This window comes from Lacrimispora xylanisolvens (genome assembly GCF_002934545.1).
Lineage (GTDB): Bacteria > Bacillota > Clostridia > Lachnospirales > Lachnospiraceae > Lacrimispora > Lacrimispora xylanisolvens.
The window spans coordinates 1-14,731 of the sequence record NZ_PTJA01000024.1 but is presented as its reverse complement, the minus strand read 5'-3'; the positions used below and the strand labels follow the sequence as shown (position 1 = coordinate 14,731).

General features: G+C 40.3%; 11 protein-coding genes, 1 tRNA gene and 1 pseudogene. All 13 read left to right on the top strand.

Translation table 11 applies throughout. The features are described from left to right. The 13 genes and pseudogenes from BXY41_RS26395 to BXY41_RS26335 all read left to right on the top strand — a co-directional run bounded on the left by BXY41_RS26395 (position 1) and on the right by BXY41_RS26335 (position 14,500). A tRNA-Gly gene (locus tag BXY41_RS26395) sits at positions 1 to 73 on the top strand. Positions 74 to 353: 280 nt separating this feature from the next. Further along, complete coding sequence (locus tag BXY41_RS26390; RefSeq protein WP_104439860.1) at positions 354 to 668, top strand: hypothetical protein; 315 nt, start codon at positions 354 to 356, stop codon at positions 666 to 668. 52 nt (positions 669 to 720) lie between these two features. Continuing rightward, entirely contained in the window at positions 721 to 1,104 is a 384-nt protein-coding gene (locus BXY41_RS26385) for a hypothetical protein (RefSeq protein WP_104439859.1), read from the top strand. 194 nt (positions 1,105 to 1,298) lie between these two features. Beyond that, entirely contained in the window at positions 1,299 to 2,906 is a 1,608-nt protein-coding gene (locus BXY41_RS26380) for a response regulator (protein ID WP_170072613.1), read from the top strand. Between the two features lie 20 nt (positions 2,907 to 2,926). Next, the gene (locus BXY41_RS26375; RefSeq protein WP_242980424.1) at positions 2,927 to 3,991 is read left to right on the top strand and encodes a sensor histidine kinase; all 1,065 of its coding nucleotides are present in this window, start codon (positions 2,927 to 2,929) and stop codon (positions 3,989 to 3,991) included. Further along, complete coding sequence (locus tag BXY41_RS26370; protein WP_104439857.1) at positions 3,966 to 5,423, top strand: sugar ABC transporter ATP-binding protein; 1,458 nt, start codon at positions 3,966 to 3,968, stop codon at positions 5,421 to 5,423. The genes BXY41_RS26375 and BXY41_RS26370 overlap by 26 nt, the downstream gene beginning before the upstream one ends. A gap of 192 nt (positions 5,424 to 5,615) precedes the next feature. Then, positions 5,616 to 6,731: a galactose ABC transporter substrate-binding protein gene (locus tag BXY41_RS26365; RefSeq protein WP_170072611.1), complete on the top strand. Its 1,116-nt coding sequence runs from the start codon at positions 5,616 to 5,618 to the stop codon at positions 6,729 to 6,731. Between the two features lie 92 nt (positions 6,732 to 6,823). Continuing rightward, positions 6,824 to 8,293, top strand: coding sequence for a sugar ABC transporter ATP-binding protein (locus BXY41_RS26360; protein ID WP_104439863.1), 1,470 nt, complete (start codon positions 6,824 to 6,826; stop codon positions 8,291 to 8,293). A gap of 35 nt (positions 8,294 to 8,328) precedes the next feature. Beyond that, positions 8,329 to 9,360: a galactose/methyl galactoside ABC transporter permease MglC gene (gene mglC / locus BXY41_RS26355; protein WP_104439855.1), complete on the top strand. Its 1,032-nt coding sequence runs from the start codon at positions 8,329 to 8,331 to the stop codon at positions 9,358 to 9,360. A 16-nt stretch (positions 9,361 to 9,376) separates the two neighbouring features. Beyond that, positions 9,377 to 11,446, top strand: a complete 2,070-nt coding sequence (locus tag BXY41_RS26350; RefSeq protein WP_104439862.1) for a beta-glucosidase family protein — start codon at positions 9,377 to 9,379, stop codon at positions 11,444 to 11,446. 33 nt (positions 11,447 to 11,479) lie between these two features. Continuing rightward, on the top strand, positions 11,480 to 13,501 hold the full coding sequence (locus BXY41_RS26345) for a beta-galactosidase (protein ID WP_104439854.1): 2,022 nt from the start codon (positions 11,480 to 11,482) through the stop codon (positions 13,499 to 13,501). A gap of 154 nt (positions 13,502 to 13,655) precedes the next feature. Further along, positions 13,656 to 14,004: pseudogene (locus tag BXY41_RS26340) on the top strand (winged helix-turn-helix transcriptional regulator). A gap of 76 nt (positions 14,005 to 14,080) precedes the next feature. Next, on the top strand, positions 14,081 to 14,500 hold the full coding sequence (locus BXY41_RS26335) for a pyridoxamine 5'-phosphate oxidase family protein (protein WP_104439853.1): 420 nt from the start codon (positions 14,081 to 14,083) through the stop codon (positions 14,498 to 14,500). The last annotated feature ends 231 nt before the right edge of the window (positions 14,501 to 14,731 follow it).

The window sequence follows — 14,731 nt, the reverse complement described above, 5'->3', positions numbered from 1 at the left end:
GCGCGAGTGGCTCAGTTGGTGGAGTACGACCTTGCCAAGGTCGGGGTCGCGGGTTCGAGTCCCGTCTCGCGCTTTTTTTATTTGCCGGAAGTCTTCTTTTCATGAGGACTCCGGCTTTTTTGTTATTCTCTGAAAAGTTATTTACAAGGTTATAACCGTTTGTTGATTCTGACAGCGTTATAAGATTAATATTTGCTTCTTATGCCATAATGCCCCATATCAAAGTAAAAAAAATTATAATGTAATCAATTGGCAGGCCCTGACCAACTGGTTACTTTTTTATTGGAGTTGCAGTATGACAGGTAAGCTGAGAACTATAACGGAAATAGATAAAAAATGAAAGGGGTAGAAGTATGAATGAAGTAGGGAATTGGGTATTAGAGGAATTCACTCCCTGTGAATTACCCAAAGAGGTGGCTGCAGGTTTTGCTCAGGTAATGAATCATATCACTGGAGTCAATTATACGCCATTGCTTTATGCTGCAACTCAGATTGTGGCAGGAAAAAATTATATGATAATCTGTGAGAGTACTCCAGTAGTCTTAAATCCTGTGAGGAGTCTGGTTGCTGTTTATTTGCATCAGGCTTTGCCTGTGGAAGGTGGAGATTTTCGTTTGCTTTCGGTGGAGCCCATTAAAATTGGTGTGAATTGTTCTACCGCGAAATAGGACAGAGTCGCTTTCTAAATGATAGAGAAGTAAGTAGAAGGAGGATTTTATTATGGCATATCCCATATCTGATTTTACAGCTACAAAAATTGGTGAGAATTCAAGTGCAGAACGCAGAGATGGAATGACAGTAAATTCGGAAGTAACAATTAATGGTTCTTCAAATTTATATGACATCATTCGGTTTAATGACAATGGGTGCGTGTATGGAATTACTTTAACTGGTTCTCCTGGAATTTATGATTATGTGCTTAGCGTAGACGCACAGGGACCTGATGGATTTTTTTCTGGTTCCGGTCATCTGGCATTTACTGATAAAAGCGGCGATACTTATAAATTAAGTATTTACAGCAGTACGCGAACAGTACATACAGTAAGATATAACAGTAAGCAGCCTGAAATCGTGAAGATTCAATGGAATAATGAATCAATTTAAAAATGAAAGCGGGATAATCATAAGCCAGAAATGAGTTTAAACTTATTTCTGGCTTTTTTATGTTTAAATACCTGAAAATATCATATCATTTTCTTAACTCTTATTTATGTGGAAATATCTTGACACGATCTGATTACTATGAAAAAATAAAAATAAAACGCGCCTTTGAAAGTGTAATGGGAGGAGGATACTTTTTGTTAAAAGTAATTATTGCAGATGATGAGGAAAAAGTATGCCAACTACTCACTCATCTGGTTAACTGGAATGATATGGGGATGGAGATTGTGGCAGTTATCAATGATGGGAAAAAGGCTTATGACGCAATATGTAATTTGAAGCCGGATATTGTTGTAACTGATATACGCATGCCAAATTATGATGGAATTGATTTAATAAGGATGACAAAGGAACTATTACCAGAGACATATTTTATTATTATCAGTGGTTACAGTCAGTTTGAATATGCGAAAAGTGCAATCCAGTACGGAGTGGAAAATTATCTTCTAAAACCAATTAAGAGTAAGGAATTAGTTAATACGCTGACTAAAATTATTGAAAAGCATGCTTTAAAACTATCAGACAGTTTGGAAAAAAATGAATTAAAGATCATGCTCCACACCTCGGAAGAAAAAGTCAAGAAGAATCTGCTGGCGGAGCTTCTTGTTGATCCGGAAAGTAAAATAACAGGGATTGGTATAAAGGAACTGAATCGTGAGTTCTGCTGCCATTTTGAAACGGGATATTATACCATATTGATTATAAAACCGTTTATGGAACCAGAGGACAAAAGTAAAGAAGTTCTTTCCCTGCTTTTAACAAAAATTTTGTGTACAGCCAAAGAGAAGCTGGAGGTATGTTGTGAAGAAGTGGTGACTATGGCATGGGAGGGGCAGGTACTGTGTCTTATTAATACAGAGGATCCTACTCTTACCGCAGTGAAAAAGCAGTTAAACAAAATACGCATTGAGATTTCAAATCTGCAGGATATATTTTCAAATGTCAAAATTGTGATTGGTATCGGACAGGTTGCTGACAGCCTTTCTAATATGCACCAGATTTTACAGCAGGCTCAGACCGCTGTGATGGACCGCCTGATTAGAAACGGAGAATGTATTATTGAATTTAAAGAAAATTCCCAATCTGGAAAAGAAGTTTTTGATGTGATTGATACACAGGTCAGAAACAGAATCCTGTCCTATTTTGAAGTGCTGGATATTGATGGAATACTCAGTGAATTGACGGAACTTTGGAAGGTATTGGAGGAAACAAAGGATAGTCAGTTTATATATCAGTATTATAATGAGATTGTAAGCCTGTTACTATATGGAGTTAAGAATTATATGAGCCCTTACCAATTTCCCGATCTTACCTGGTATCAGAAGAAGTTCAATTCATTTTTAACTGTACCGGATATTTTTCAGTGGTTAAAACAGCATATCAGTGATGAATTCGATAAATTTACTGCTGAGAAACGGATTCAGGACAGTAAGCCCATGCGGCAGGCGAAACAGTATATCAATGAAAATTATAATAAAGAAATTACTCTGGAGAATGTCAGCAGTCTTACGGGTTTTAATCCGGCCTATTTTTCCGCTTTATTTAAAAAGGAAACTGGTGAAAATTTTATGGAGTATATCATGAAAGTCCGGATTCAGAACGCAAAATATCTGTTGATTCAGACCAATAAAGATATTGGGGATATCGCAGCAGACGTAGGTTATACAGATCTTAAGTATTTTTCGAAATTATTTAAAAAGAAAACCGGGCTGAATCCATCGGAATTTCGTAAGCTATATGGCTGAGAATGGAGTGTATAGAATCATTGAAAAAAGAAAAAATAACATTTGCACAAAGATCCGTGATACTGCTTACGGTCATGACAATGCTTCTTTTTATTAATGTGATAATATGGCTTGTCATTTTGTGCAGTCAGAAATCAATGGGGCAATTTGCAAAAATCATAATGACCATAATCCTCTTTTTATTTGCTTTGGGACTTGCTATGGTTTTAAGAAGCTGGATTATCCACCCTTATCTGGACTTTGCAGGATTGTTTAAAAAGTTTAACAATGGACAGATTTACAGAGAGTTTATGGACAGAGCCGGATTTGTTTTTCCGGGAATGGAAGAAGTACTTAATCGGTATGATAAGATACTGGTAAGCCAGCGTAATACAAGGAAAACAAAAAGGCAGTCCGAATTTTTAGCTTTACAAAACCAGATCAATCCCCATTTTTTATATAACACCCTTGAAGCGATCCGCGGGGATGCCCTTAGCCTTGGAATGGATTCAATTGCCAATATTACAGAGGCACTGGCGACTTTTTTCCGTTATACAATTACTGATACAGGAAGTCTGGTCACAATAGAAGATGAGCTGGATAATGTAGATAATTATTTTAAAATACAAAAATACCGTTTTGGGGAGAAACTGGATATAATATATGAATTTGTGGAAAATGACCCTGATATCTGCATGCTGCTTATTCCCAAACTGACCCTGCAGCCCATTATTGAAAATGCGATCTACCACGGACTGGAACGAAAATCGGAAGGCGGTGAGATCCGAATTGGCATGGAGCTGACAGAACGTAACGTGCTAATCCGTATTAAGGACAATGGTGTAGGGATAGACGATAAAACTCTTGCTGAAATTAATTACGGACTGGAGCATACAACAATGCCTTCTTTCTCTGAAGAAAACAAAAGTAAAAAGGGAGGGATTGCCCTGAATAACGTATGCCGCAGAATTAAGTTATTGTTTGGAGAAGATTACGGCATTCATGTTTATAGTCTTACTGGGGTGGGGACCGAAGTCTCCATCATACTTCCAGTTGTCAGGAAAGAGAGTGAATTTTTCTATGAAGGAAGAATACATTACCATTGAAAACGGCCGCATTGAAGAAAATGGAATTCCTGTTTTTACTGACTTAAATCTTCGCATTTATAAAAAGCAGATGATTGGTTTTATTTTTGACAGTATTATGGAACGGAGATTTTTACAGGAATTCATGAAAGGGAATCTGTTTCTTAGCGAGGGGAAGATTTATATTGAAGATAACAGATCCGATCCTCTGGAAGCAGGTAAGTACCTTAAGAACAGTGTCACATTTATTGAAAAGGAAAGTAAACTGATTGAAAATCTTTCTATAGAGGAAAATGTTTTTTTATTTACCGGAAGGGAAATGCTGATTCAAAGGAGGAAATATTTAAGCGATTTAAAAAGGCTCATTCAAATTTTTAGGCTGAAGCTGGAAACACAGAAGAAAGTCAGAGATGTTACGGTAAAAGAGAGAGTTATGATTGAATTATTAAAGGCTTATGCAGAACAGAAGAAGATAATAGTCCTTTCATACATGACAGGCTTTCTTAAAAAAAACGAATTGAGTGATATTTTTGAGTTTATAAAGCAGATGCAGAAACAGGGAATGACTTTTATTCTTGTGGAACAATTTGAAAATATACTGTTTGACTGGACGGATGAAGTGGTGGTCGTACGTCAGGGCAGAACTGCTGCCGTCTTTGACTCTGCAACTGTTAACCGCGAGCAGTTATATTCTTCATTATTAAATCAGAATACTAAATCAATGGCAGGTGCAGATTGCTTTGATATGGAAGAGGATGAGGAGAGAGAACCTGTTTTAAAATTTGAGAATGTCTGTACCGATATCTTACAGGATATTAATTTAGAGATAGAAGTGGGAGAAGTGCTCAAAATTTATTATATGGACGATGAAAGCATTTTAAATTTTATCGCTTTACTAAAAGGGGAGAAAAAACCTGTTTCAGGAAAGATAGCCTTAAACGGACTGGAATACTCTGCTAATCACATTATCGAAGCGGTCAATATGGGAATCTGTTTTATTGAAGAGTCACCTTATGACAATATGCTGTTTTATAATATGAGCGTAAGGGATAACCTTGCTATGGCTTTATCCAGAAAAGTTCCATTTTTCTGGTTTAAAAACAGGTTTGTAAAGAGTGTGGGTCAGCTGACAGAGTCATTTAACGTAGAAGATATTGCACGGGTCAGGCTTCGCCGGCTTGAACCTTCCACATTGCAGAAAATTGCCTATTATAAATGGTATCTGTATGCTCCTAAAGTTGTAATCTGTATCAAACCATTTACTGAAACAGATATTCATCTCCAGGAAATTACGGTAGAGATGATCTCCAAACTGAAGTCACGGGGAATCTCCATTATCATCTTGACCCCTAATTATTCTGAACTTTATCGGGTGGACGGAGATATCATATATTTGAAAAATGGAAAAATGATTGATGAAAATGAGGTTTACCAGACCTTATATAAGAAATAGGAAATGTGCATAATATACAAAATGACACATTTTCTGTTTCTTTTTTTATATAAAAATCATCTTCTAAAAACAGACCCCCCTAATCTAAAGATGAAATGTTGTTTGAATCCTTTTGGAATGATATTGTTATTGTGCAATATAAATAAAAAGATATGGATTGGGGTGCCGCATAGCGGCAGAATGGAGGTATTTATGAAAAGAAAAATGAGTGGTGTTTTCATGGCAGCGATCCTTGCAGTGTCTATGGTGGCAGGCTGTTCAACCAGCTCTTCACCGGGGACAGGGGATGCCGGCACAGCTGGAACAACAGCTGGAAAAGCTGAGAATTCGTCAAAAGGGGAATTGCCGATTCTGGGGGCAGGCATCTATTCATCTTCTGACAACTTTAATTCCTATATTGGTAAGGCAATTAAAAACGCCTGTAACGGAGTATTTACAACCAATATAGAAGATGGGCAAAATGATCAGTCGACACAAAATAACCAGGTTGATACCATGCTGGCAAAGGGAGCCAAGGTAATCGCTGTTTCTGTGGTAGATGTAACTGCAGCCCCCACATTGATTGAGAAATGCAAGGCTGCCGGAAATGTTCCCATTATTTTCTTTAATAAAGAAATAACCGATCAGTCAGTGATTGCATCGTATGATAAAGCATATCAGGTAACCTCAACAGGCGGCGATTATGGTGCTTCCATCGAAGGACAGATGATCGTGGATTACTGGAAAGCAAATCCCAAAATGGATAAAAACGGGGATGGAAAACTTCAGCTGGTTGATCTGATGGGGGATCCCGGACATACGGCAGCTCAGCCAAGAGCAGATTTTGCTAAGAAAACCATTACAGATGCGGGAATACCCATTGAATTGTTGGAAGAAGATACGGGCATGTGGGATACAGCAAAAGCAAAGGACAAGATGGATGCCTGGATTTCCAAATACGGTGATCAGATCGAGGCTGTTATCTGCGGAAATGATGCCATGGCTCTGGGCGCCCTTCAATCCATTCAGACAGCCGGATTTAATACAAAAGGAATGGAGAGCGAGAAATACATTCCCATTATCGGTATTGATGCTTTGCCTGAAATGTTAAATAAGATAGAAAGCGGTGAAGTAATTGGTTCTGTATTACAGGATGCCAAAACACAGGGTAAAACCATTGTGGGTATGGCTGGGAACCTGGCAGGCGGAAAAGATGTAATGACAGGAATTGACTTAAAGATGGAAGCCGGTGCTCAGGCAGTACGAGTACCCTACCAGGCCATAACAAAGGAAAATCTGGATGTGGCAAAATCAACCTATGCCGAATAATGACAGAAACGGATTGCTGCAAAAGCAGCTGACATTTGCAGCAGTCCTATTTTGAAGGAGGAGATAAGGTGGCGGGCGAGTTTATACTGGAAATGAGAAATATCACAAAAAGCTTCCCGGGAGTTAAGGCTCTTGACGATGTAACTTTAAAAGTAAGACCGGGAACAGTTCACTCCTTATTAGGTGAAAATGGAGCTGGTAAATCCACTTTAATGAAATGTCTCTTTGGTATCTATTCACTGAGCGCGGGTGAAATTTTTCTGGAGGGCAGTAAAATCAGCTTTGAAAATCCGGCCCAGGCACTGGAAAATCATGTATCCATGGTTCATCAGGAGTTGAATCAGGTTCTGGACAGAAGTGTTATGGAAAATGTCTGGCTTGGCCGCTATCCCATGAAAGGCTGTCTGGTTGATCATAAAAAGATGTATGAGGATACAAAACAGATTTTTGACAGTCTGGGTATTGATGTGGATCCAAGAATAAAGGCGGGTGCATTAACTGTTTCAAACAGGCAGATGATTGAAATAGCAAAGGCAGTTTCTTATGACGCGAAAGTAATTGTAATGGATGAACCCACGTCATCACTCACTGAAAATGAAGTTGACCATTTATTTCAGATCATTGAAAAATTAAAGAAAGAAAATACCAGCTTTATTTATATCTCTCATAAGATGGAGGAGATAAAACGGATATCCGATGATATCACAATTATGCGTGATGGAAAATGGATTGCAACAGAGCCTGCAACAGAGCTTACAACGGACAGCATCATTAAAATGATGGTAGGAAGAGAACTAAAGGAACGCTACCCGCAAAAAAATACAAAACCTGGAGACATTTTGCTGAAAGTTCAAAAGCTTTCCTCCCTTACCCCTGCATTCCGGGAGGTTGATTTTGAACTCCACAGAGGCGAGATACTGGGAATATCAGGACTGGTTGGTTCAAAGAGAACGGAAGTATTGGAGACTCTCTTTGGGATCCGCGCAAAAGGAGAAGGACAGGTTTTCTTAAGCGGAAAACAGATTGTTAACAGCACTCCCATAAAAGCAATGAAAAATGGATTTGCCATGCTGACGGAGGAACGAAGGGAAGACGGAATCTTTTCCGATTTAAGTATTTCTTTTAATATGACAATTACCAATCTGGACCAGTACTCAAAGCACATTCTGCTCAGTGATTCGTTGATGAAAGACAGGGTGAGCAGTATGATGAAAACCATGAATGTAAAAGCACCATCTGCAAAAACAAAGATCGGCAACTTATCTGGCGGAAATCAGCAGAAGGTAATTCTTGGCAGATGGCTGCTTACCAATCCGGATGTACTGCTCCTTGATGAACCTACAAGGGGAATTGATGTAGGCGCTAAATATGAAATTTACCAATTGATGAATCAACTGGCAGCCCAGGGAAAAGGAATGATTGTAGTCAGTTCAGAAATGCCCGAGCTTCTGGGAATATGTGATCGCATTCTTGTCATGAGCAACGGACGGCAGGCAGGAATATTTGATGCAAAAGAGGTTACCCAGGTTCAGATTATGGAAGCATCTGCAAAATATATTTAATACTACGTGAATGGATGGCAAGTTGGAGGGTATCTATGAACCGATTAAAAAACATATTTCATGAAAAAACAATGCTGAAAGAATTACTGGTGGAAAAAGTGATCTACATTGTATTAATTGCTTTATTTATCACTGTAGTTATCATTGAACCGAAGTTTTTATCTTTCACCAACTTTAAAAATATTTTCGCCCAGTCTGCTACAAGAATCATCATTGCCTTGGCAGCAGGTATGGTTTTAATTGTCCGGGGCTGCGATTTGTCAACCGGGCGAATGATTGGTCTGGCAGCAGTCATATCAGCATCCCTGATGCAGCAGGCGGGCTATGCATACCGGATGTATCCGGGTTTAAGTGAGCTTCCGCTTATTGTTCCGATCCTGCTGGTAATCGTTATTTGTGCTATCTTGGGAGCAATAACCGGAACTGCAATTGCAGTATTAAAAGTGCCTCCGATTATTGCAACTCTTGCAATGCAGCTGATTTTATATGGAGCCTCATCCATTTATTTTGACAGACCTCCTTATGGAGCGCAGCCAATCGGCGGATTGTCAAAAAATATCATTGGAATCGCAACCGGCTTCTTTAAGCTGGGTAAGATTGAGATCCCTTATCTGATTCTGATTGCAATTGCAATCTGTATCCTGATGTGGGTGATATGGAATAAAACAAGATTTGGAAAATACATGTATGCAGTAGGAGGCAATCCAGAAGCTGCTAAGGTATCCGGTGTTAATGTAATCCGCACTCAGATTATTGTTTATTCAGCGGCTGCCGTTTTATATGCCGTTGCAGCAGTCCTTGAGGTAGGAAGAATCGGCAGTGCTTCCAATACAACCGGTAACGGGTATGAAATGGATGCAATTGCAGCCTGTGTGGTAGGCGGAGTATCCATGTCAGGTGGTATTGGCAGTATTGGGGGCATCGTTATCGGAGTACTTATATTTACAGTAATTAATTATGGTCTGGCATTTATTGGCGTTAATATGTATTGGCAGTATATTGTGAAAGGTTTAATTATCGCCCTTGCTGTTGTTATTGATATGAGAAAATATGCAAGGAGAAAATAAAAAAGGAGATATCATTATGCGGGAGACAGTAAAGAAAACAAAGCTGACTGAAAACTGCAGCAAACAGACAATACAGTTATTTGTGGAAGAACTGATACCAAAGCTTTCCGTAGAGGAGAAGGTGGGAATCATGTCAGGTCAGGTTACGGAGCAGAAACTTTTGGATGACCTGTTTTTGATAGAACACTATAATATAAAGCCTTATCCAACTATGGCCGTAGAAAGACTGGGAATTCCAAATGTTCGTTTCGTAGATGGCCCCAGAGGAGTTGTAGCTGGAACTGCTACCTGCTTTCCGGTATCCATGGCCAGGGGAGCAACCTTTGATCCCGAGCTGGAGGAAGAGATCGGCACAGCTATTGGTGCAGAAATCCGGGCACAGGGTGGAAATTACTATGGAGGTGTATGTATCAACCTGCCAAGAAATCCAAGATGGGGACGTGCCCAGGAATGTTACGGAGAGGATCCCTATCATATGGGTGAAATGGGAGCCGCACTGACAAGAGGTGTCCAGAGTCAGAATGTCATGGCCTGTATCAAGCATTTCGCCATGAACAGTATTGAAAATGCTCGTTTTAAAGCGGATGTTTATGCGGATAAAAGAACGCTGCATGAAGTTTATCTGCCCCATTTTAAACGGTGTATCGAGGAAGGCGCGGCTTCCGTCATGGGTGCTTATAACAAAGTATATGGAGAACAGGCCTCAGAAAGTAAATTACTGCTTCGGGATATTTTAAGGGATAAATGGGGATTTGAGGGTTTTACCCTGTCTGATTTTCTCTGGGCGGTCAAGGACGGAGTGAAGGCTGTGAAAGCCGGAATGAATATAGAAATGCCATGTTTCTGCCATTATCATGATGAACTTCCTAAGGCTCTGGAAGAAGGAAGAATCGGAATGGAAGATCTTGATGAGGCAGTGGGCTATATTCTAAGAACCATATTCTATTATGAAACGAGAAAAGATCCAATGGAGTATACTGAGGATGTCCTTGGGTGCAAAGAACATATTGAGATTGCCAGGCGGGCGGCCGAAGAGTCTATGGTACTACTTAAAAATGATGGCAGAGTGCTTCCGTTTAATAAGAAGAAAACGGATAAAATACTGGTTCTGGGAGTGCTGGGTGATACGGAAAATATCGGAGATCACGGTTCCAGCAGAGTTCACCCCAGCTATACCGTAACTCCACTTAAGGGAATTATGAAAAAAATGCCCACTGCCCAAGTGTTATATAACGACGGCTCAGATTTAGAACGGGCCAGAGAACTGGCAGCAGATGCGGATGCAGTCGTAATCATAGCCGGATATATTCACAGTGACGAAGGTGAGTTTCTGGCAGACAGAAGCGATATCGCCGATATGGGCGGAGACAGACAATCCATGCGGCTGCACCAGAGAGATATTGATTTAATCAGAGGTATTAAGGGAATCTGTAAAAATACGGTAGTTTCCATTGTGGGGAGCAGTGCCATACTGATCGATGAATGGGAGGCCGATGCTCCGGCTGTATTATTCTCTTTTTACAGCGGAATGGAAGGCGGAAATGCACTGGCAGATATTCTGTTTGGTGATGCATGCCCGGGAGGAAAGCTTCCTTATACCGTGGCAATGTCAGAGGATGATTATCCCTTCTTTGATCCTGACTGCACGTATGCGGAATATGAATATTACCATGGTTACTGTAAAATGGAAAAAGAAGACCGGAAGGTACTCTACCCATTTGGATACGGACTTTCCTATACAACCTTTGAAATAGAAGAGCCAAGGATAGAGGTTTTCCATGATACGGCAAAAGTGACCGTCAATATAAAAAACACCGGTGATGTTGCAGGCGCTGAGGTTCTGCAGCTCTATGGGGGCTGGGAAGGCAGCGCAGTGGACCGTCCGGTTAAGGTTTTAAGAGATTTCAAAAGAGTAAACTTAAATCCCGGGGAAATAAAACAGGTGAGTCTGTCTTTTACAAAGAATTCCATGTCTTACTTTGATGAGAAAACGGATGAGTTTGTGGAAGAGAACATCGGCTACATTGCTTATATTGGAAATTGCAGCTGTAAAGAAGCACTGCATCAGATATCATTCCGGTTTTGATAACAAGCTTTTTTTACATTAGGAGATGAAACTATGAGGATTGGAGCAGATTATTACCCGGAGCATTGGGACAGGGACAGATGGAAAACAGATGCACAGATGATGGTTGAAGCAAATATAAAACTGATTCGTGTAGGGGAATTTGCCTGGAGCCTCTATGAGCCGGAAGAGAACCGGTACGATTTCTCCTGGATGGATGAAGTTCTGGATTTCTTCCACCAATATGGAATCAAAGTAGTTTTATGCACTCCGTCTGCAACGCCTCCGAAATGGATGGCAGATAAATATCCAGAAATCTATCAGGAAGACATTCACGGTAATCCGAAAATATTTGGAACAAGAAAGCATTACTGTTTTAACAGCGGTTTATACCGGGAAAAAACCAGAAAAATGGTGGGACAGATCGCTTCCCGTTACGGAAACCACCCTGCTTTAGAGGCATGGCAGGCAGACAATGAGCTGGGCTGGGCCAATACCACCAGATGTTACTGTATCAAATGCGAAGAAAAATTCCGTATCTGGCTGAAAAACAAATATGGATCCATTGATTGTCTGAATAAGAAATACGGAACTGTATTCTGGAGTCAGATTTATAACAGCTTTGATGAGGTGATTATTCCTAAAGCAGGAGCCTGCTATGATACCTGCCATGATACACAGGGACAGAATCCAGGATTACTGCTGGATTACTATCGATTCTCCAGTGATTCAGTAATCAGTTTTATGGATGAAACGGTGCAGGCCATTCGAGTATACAGCAGCAAGCCCATCACTACGAATATGTTAGATGCATCAATTAATTCAGGAACCGGTATTGATTATTATAAAATGTCTGAGAAGCTGGATTTTGTCAGCTATGACAATTATATTGAGTTTCAATGGGGGATTGCTGAGGCAGCAGGTGTATCAAAGGATCATACTCTGATGAGAAGTTATAAAAAACAGCCATACTGGGTCATGGAAGAACAGAGCGGACCTTGTGGCTGGAGTAAAATGGGCCCCACTCCGACTCCGGGGAAACTCAGGCTGTGGACCTATCAGTCTGTTGCAAATGGTGCGGATACGGTTGTTTATTTCCGGTGGAGAGCCTGTCCGTTCGGTACAGAAGAAAACTGGCACGGAATACTAAATCATGATGGAAAACCAAACCGCAGACTGGAGGAGATTTCCAGAGTGGGAAATGAGATGGAGCGTTTAACCAGAATTTACGGAGCTTTACAGCCAAAAGCAAGAGTAGCCATTATTAAATCATTTGACTGTGAGTGGAGCCATTCCATACACAGACATGTGGAGGGCTTTGATTATGACAAGCTGTTGAATTGCTTTTACAAGCCATTTTATGAAATGGGACTGGCAGTGGATTTTGTCAGACCGGATGAAGATCTAAAGGATTATTCCCTTGTTCTGGCGCCTGCGCTGGTAATGCTGAATGAAAAAGAAACAGAAAATATAACGGAGTACGTCAGACAGGGCGGCAATTTGCTGATCACCTTCCGAAGCGGGATAAAAGACAGTTATAATAATATGCTTATGGATACTGTTCCCGGCTCATTAAAAGAGCTGACAGGTACCAGGGTACACGATTACGATCCCCAGCTTCAGAAACAGACCAGGGTATCCACTGTATTTGGTGAAGGGAAGGCCAGCCTCTGGTGCGATATCATAACGCCCGACACAGCAGAAAGTCTTGGAATATATATTGATGATTTTTACAGCGGGGAGACCTGTTTTACGCGCAATGCCTTTGGGGAGGGCAAAGCGTATTATCTGGGGTGCGACTTAGATGAAGAGGGGATGGTCAGACTGACTAAATACCTGGGAAAAGCAGCCGGGCTGCCAGTTCATTTATACGCAATAAAAGGCATTGAAACAGTAGAGGTGTCAGATGGTAAAAATAATGCTTTATTCATTCTGAATCACAATGCATATCCAGTGGTGACAGCTGTTGATGGTAATTATAAGGAGATGTTCAGTGGTCAGCGTGTTAAGGACACAATCTGCCTGGAACCGTATGGGGTGGTACTCCTTGATCGAATGGATTTGGGAAATGCCTAAGAAGAGTAGAAGAACAGTGGATCCAATTCATACAGAGAAACGATAAGATTGTGTAAAGCTCCAGACTGGATTACAGTAATAATTCGGTTTGGGGCTTTTTTCATTTCCCATCTTATGAGATAATTATAGATAGAAAATTTAAGGAGGTACCAGTTTGATTGTACGTGAAGAGTATACTTGTCCGTTGGAACTTACCCACGATATCACACGGGGGAAATGGAAGCCTATTACTGGGAAAAGAGCCCTTATCCCTGTCTCAACTGGAACATGGTATTAAAAAAATTACACAGAAAATGCTTTTAGAGCAATTAAAAGAGTTGATCTCATTCGGTATCATTTCAAAGCAGACTTTTGCCGGTTATCCCCTGAAAGTAGAATATTCGTTAACGGACCGTGGACGTGAACTACTGCAGGCGATCACAATTATGCAAAAAGTAGGCATTGAACTGATGCTGGAAAATGGAATGAAAGATGTTCTGATTGAAAAGGGATTTATAGATTGACACTACTTACAAAAAAGTGGGTAATTTACTATATGTTAAAAGTGGGTTATCTTAATACTACAAGGAGGTGGGTGAAATGTTAAATGCAGAAAAAACAATTGGTAACCTGATTGATAAGCAAAATGTTTCTTTTATCAGCTCAGTGGACGGTATGGGATTTCCCAATACAAAGGCAATGCTTGCGCCCAGAAAGAGAGAGGGAATAAGAATCTTTTATTTTACAACAAATACCTCTTCCATGCGAGTGGGACAATACAGAGAAAACCAAAATGCATGCATCTATTTTTGTGACAAGCGTTTTTATCGTGGTGTAATGCTTAGAGGCACCATGGAAGTTTTGGAAGACGAGACCAGCAGGCAGATGATATGGCAGGAAGGAGATACTATTTATTATCCCCAGGGGGTTCATGATCCTGACTACTGCGTACTGAAGTTTACTGCAATAGACGGCCGGTATTACAGTAAATTTCATTCCGAAGTGTTTCAGATCAGTTAATGCAATAGGGTGTTCCGCAAAAATACCATTACCGGTTATTTTATTATAGAAGAAATCAGCTGGTAATGGCGTTTTACCAGTTAAAAACGGTCCGTTCTGTACCCGTGGAAAAAAATTAAATTAATATCAGAAAAACTGTTGACTTTTGTCGAAAGCTTTGGTATGATATACCTCGCCGCTGAAAACGGCGGCAAACTTCTTCCAAAACACATCAGTGAACGATGAGAAAAG

Excerpts from the sequence above, each read along its gene's own strand:
- BXY41_RS26370 (WP_104439857.1), top strand. The coding sequence starts at position 3,966 with ATGAAGGAAGAATACATTACCATTGAAAACGGCCGCATTGAAGAAAAT.
- BXY41_RS26385 (WP_104439859.1), top strand. The coding sequence starts at position 721 with ATGGCATATCCCATATCTGATTTTACAGCTACAAAAATTGGTGAGAAT.
- mglC (WP_104439855.1), top strand. The coding sequence starts at position 8,329 with ATGAACCGATTAAAAAACATATTTCATGAAAAAACAATGCTGAAAGAA.
- BXY41_RS26335 (WP_104439853.1), top strand. The coding sequence starts at position 14,081 with ATGTTAAATGCAGAAAAAACAATTGGTAACCTGATTGATAAGCAAAAT.
- BXY41_RS26345 (WP_104439854.1), top strand. The coding sequence starts at position 11,480 with ATGAGGATTGGAGCAGATTATTACCCGGAGCATTGGGACAGGGACAGA.
- BXY41_RS26360 (WP_104439863.1), top strand. The coding sequence starts at position 6,824 with ATGAGAAATATCACAAAAAGCTTCCCGGGAGTTAAGGCTCTTGACGAT.
- BXY41_RS26390 (WP_104439860.1), top strand. The coding sequence starts at position 354 with ATGAATGAAGTAGGGAATTGGGTATTAGAGGAATTCACTCCCTGTGAA.
- BXY41_RS26350 (WP_104439862.1), top strand. The coding sequence starts at position 9,377 with ATGCGGGAGACAGTAAAGAAAACAAAGCTGACTGAAAACTGCAGCAAA.
- BXY41_RS26365 (WP_170072611.1), top strand. The coding sequence starts at position 5,616 with ATGAAAAGAAAAATGAGTGGTGTTTTCATGGCAGCGATCCTTGCAGTG.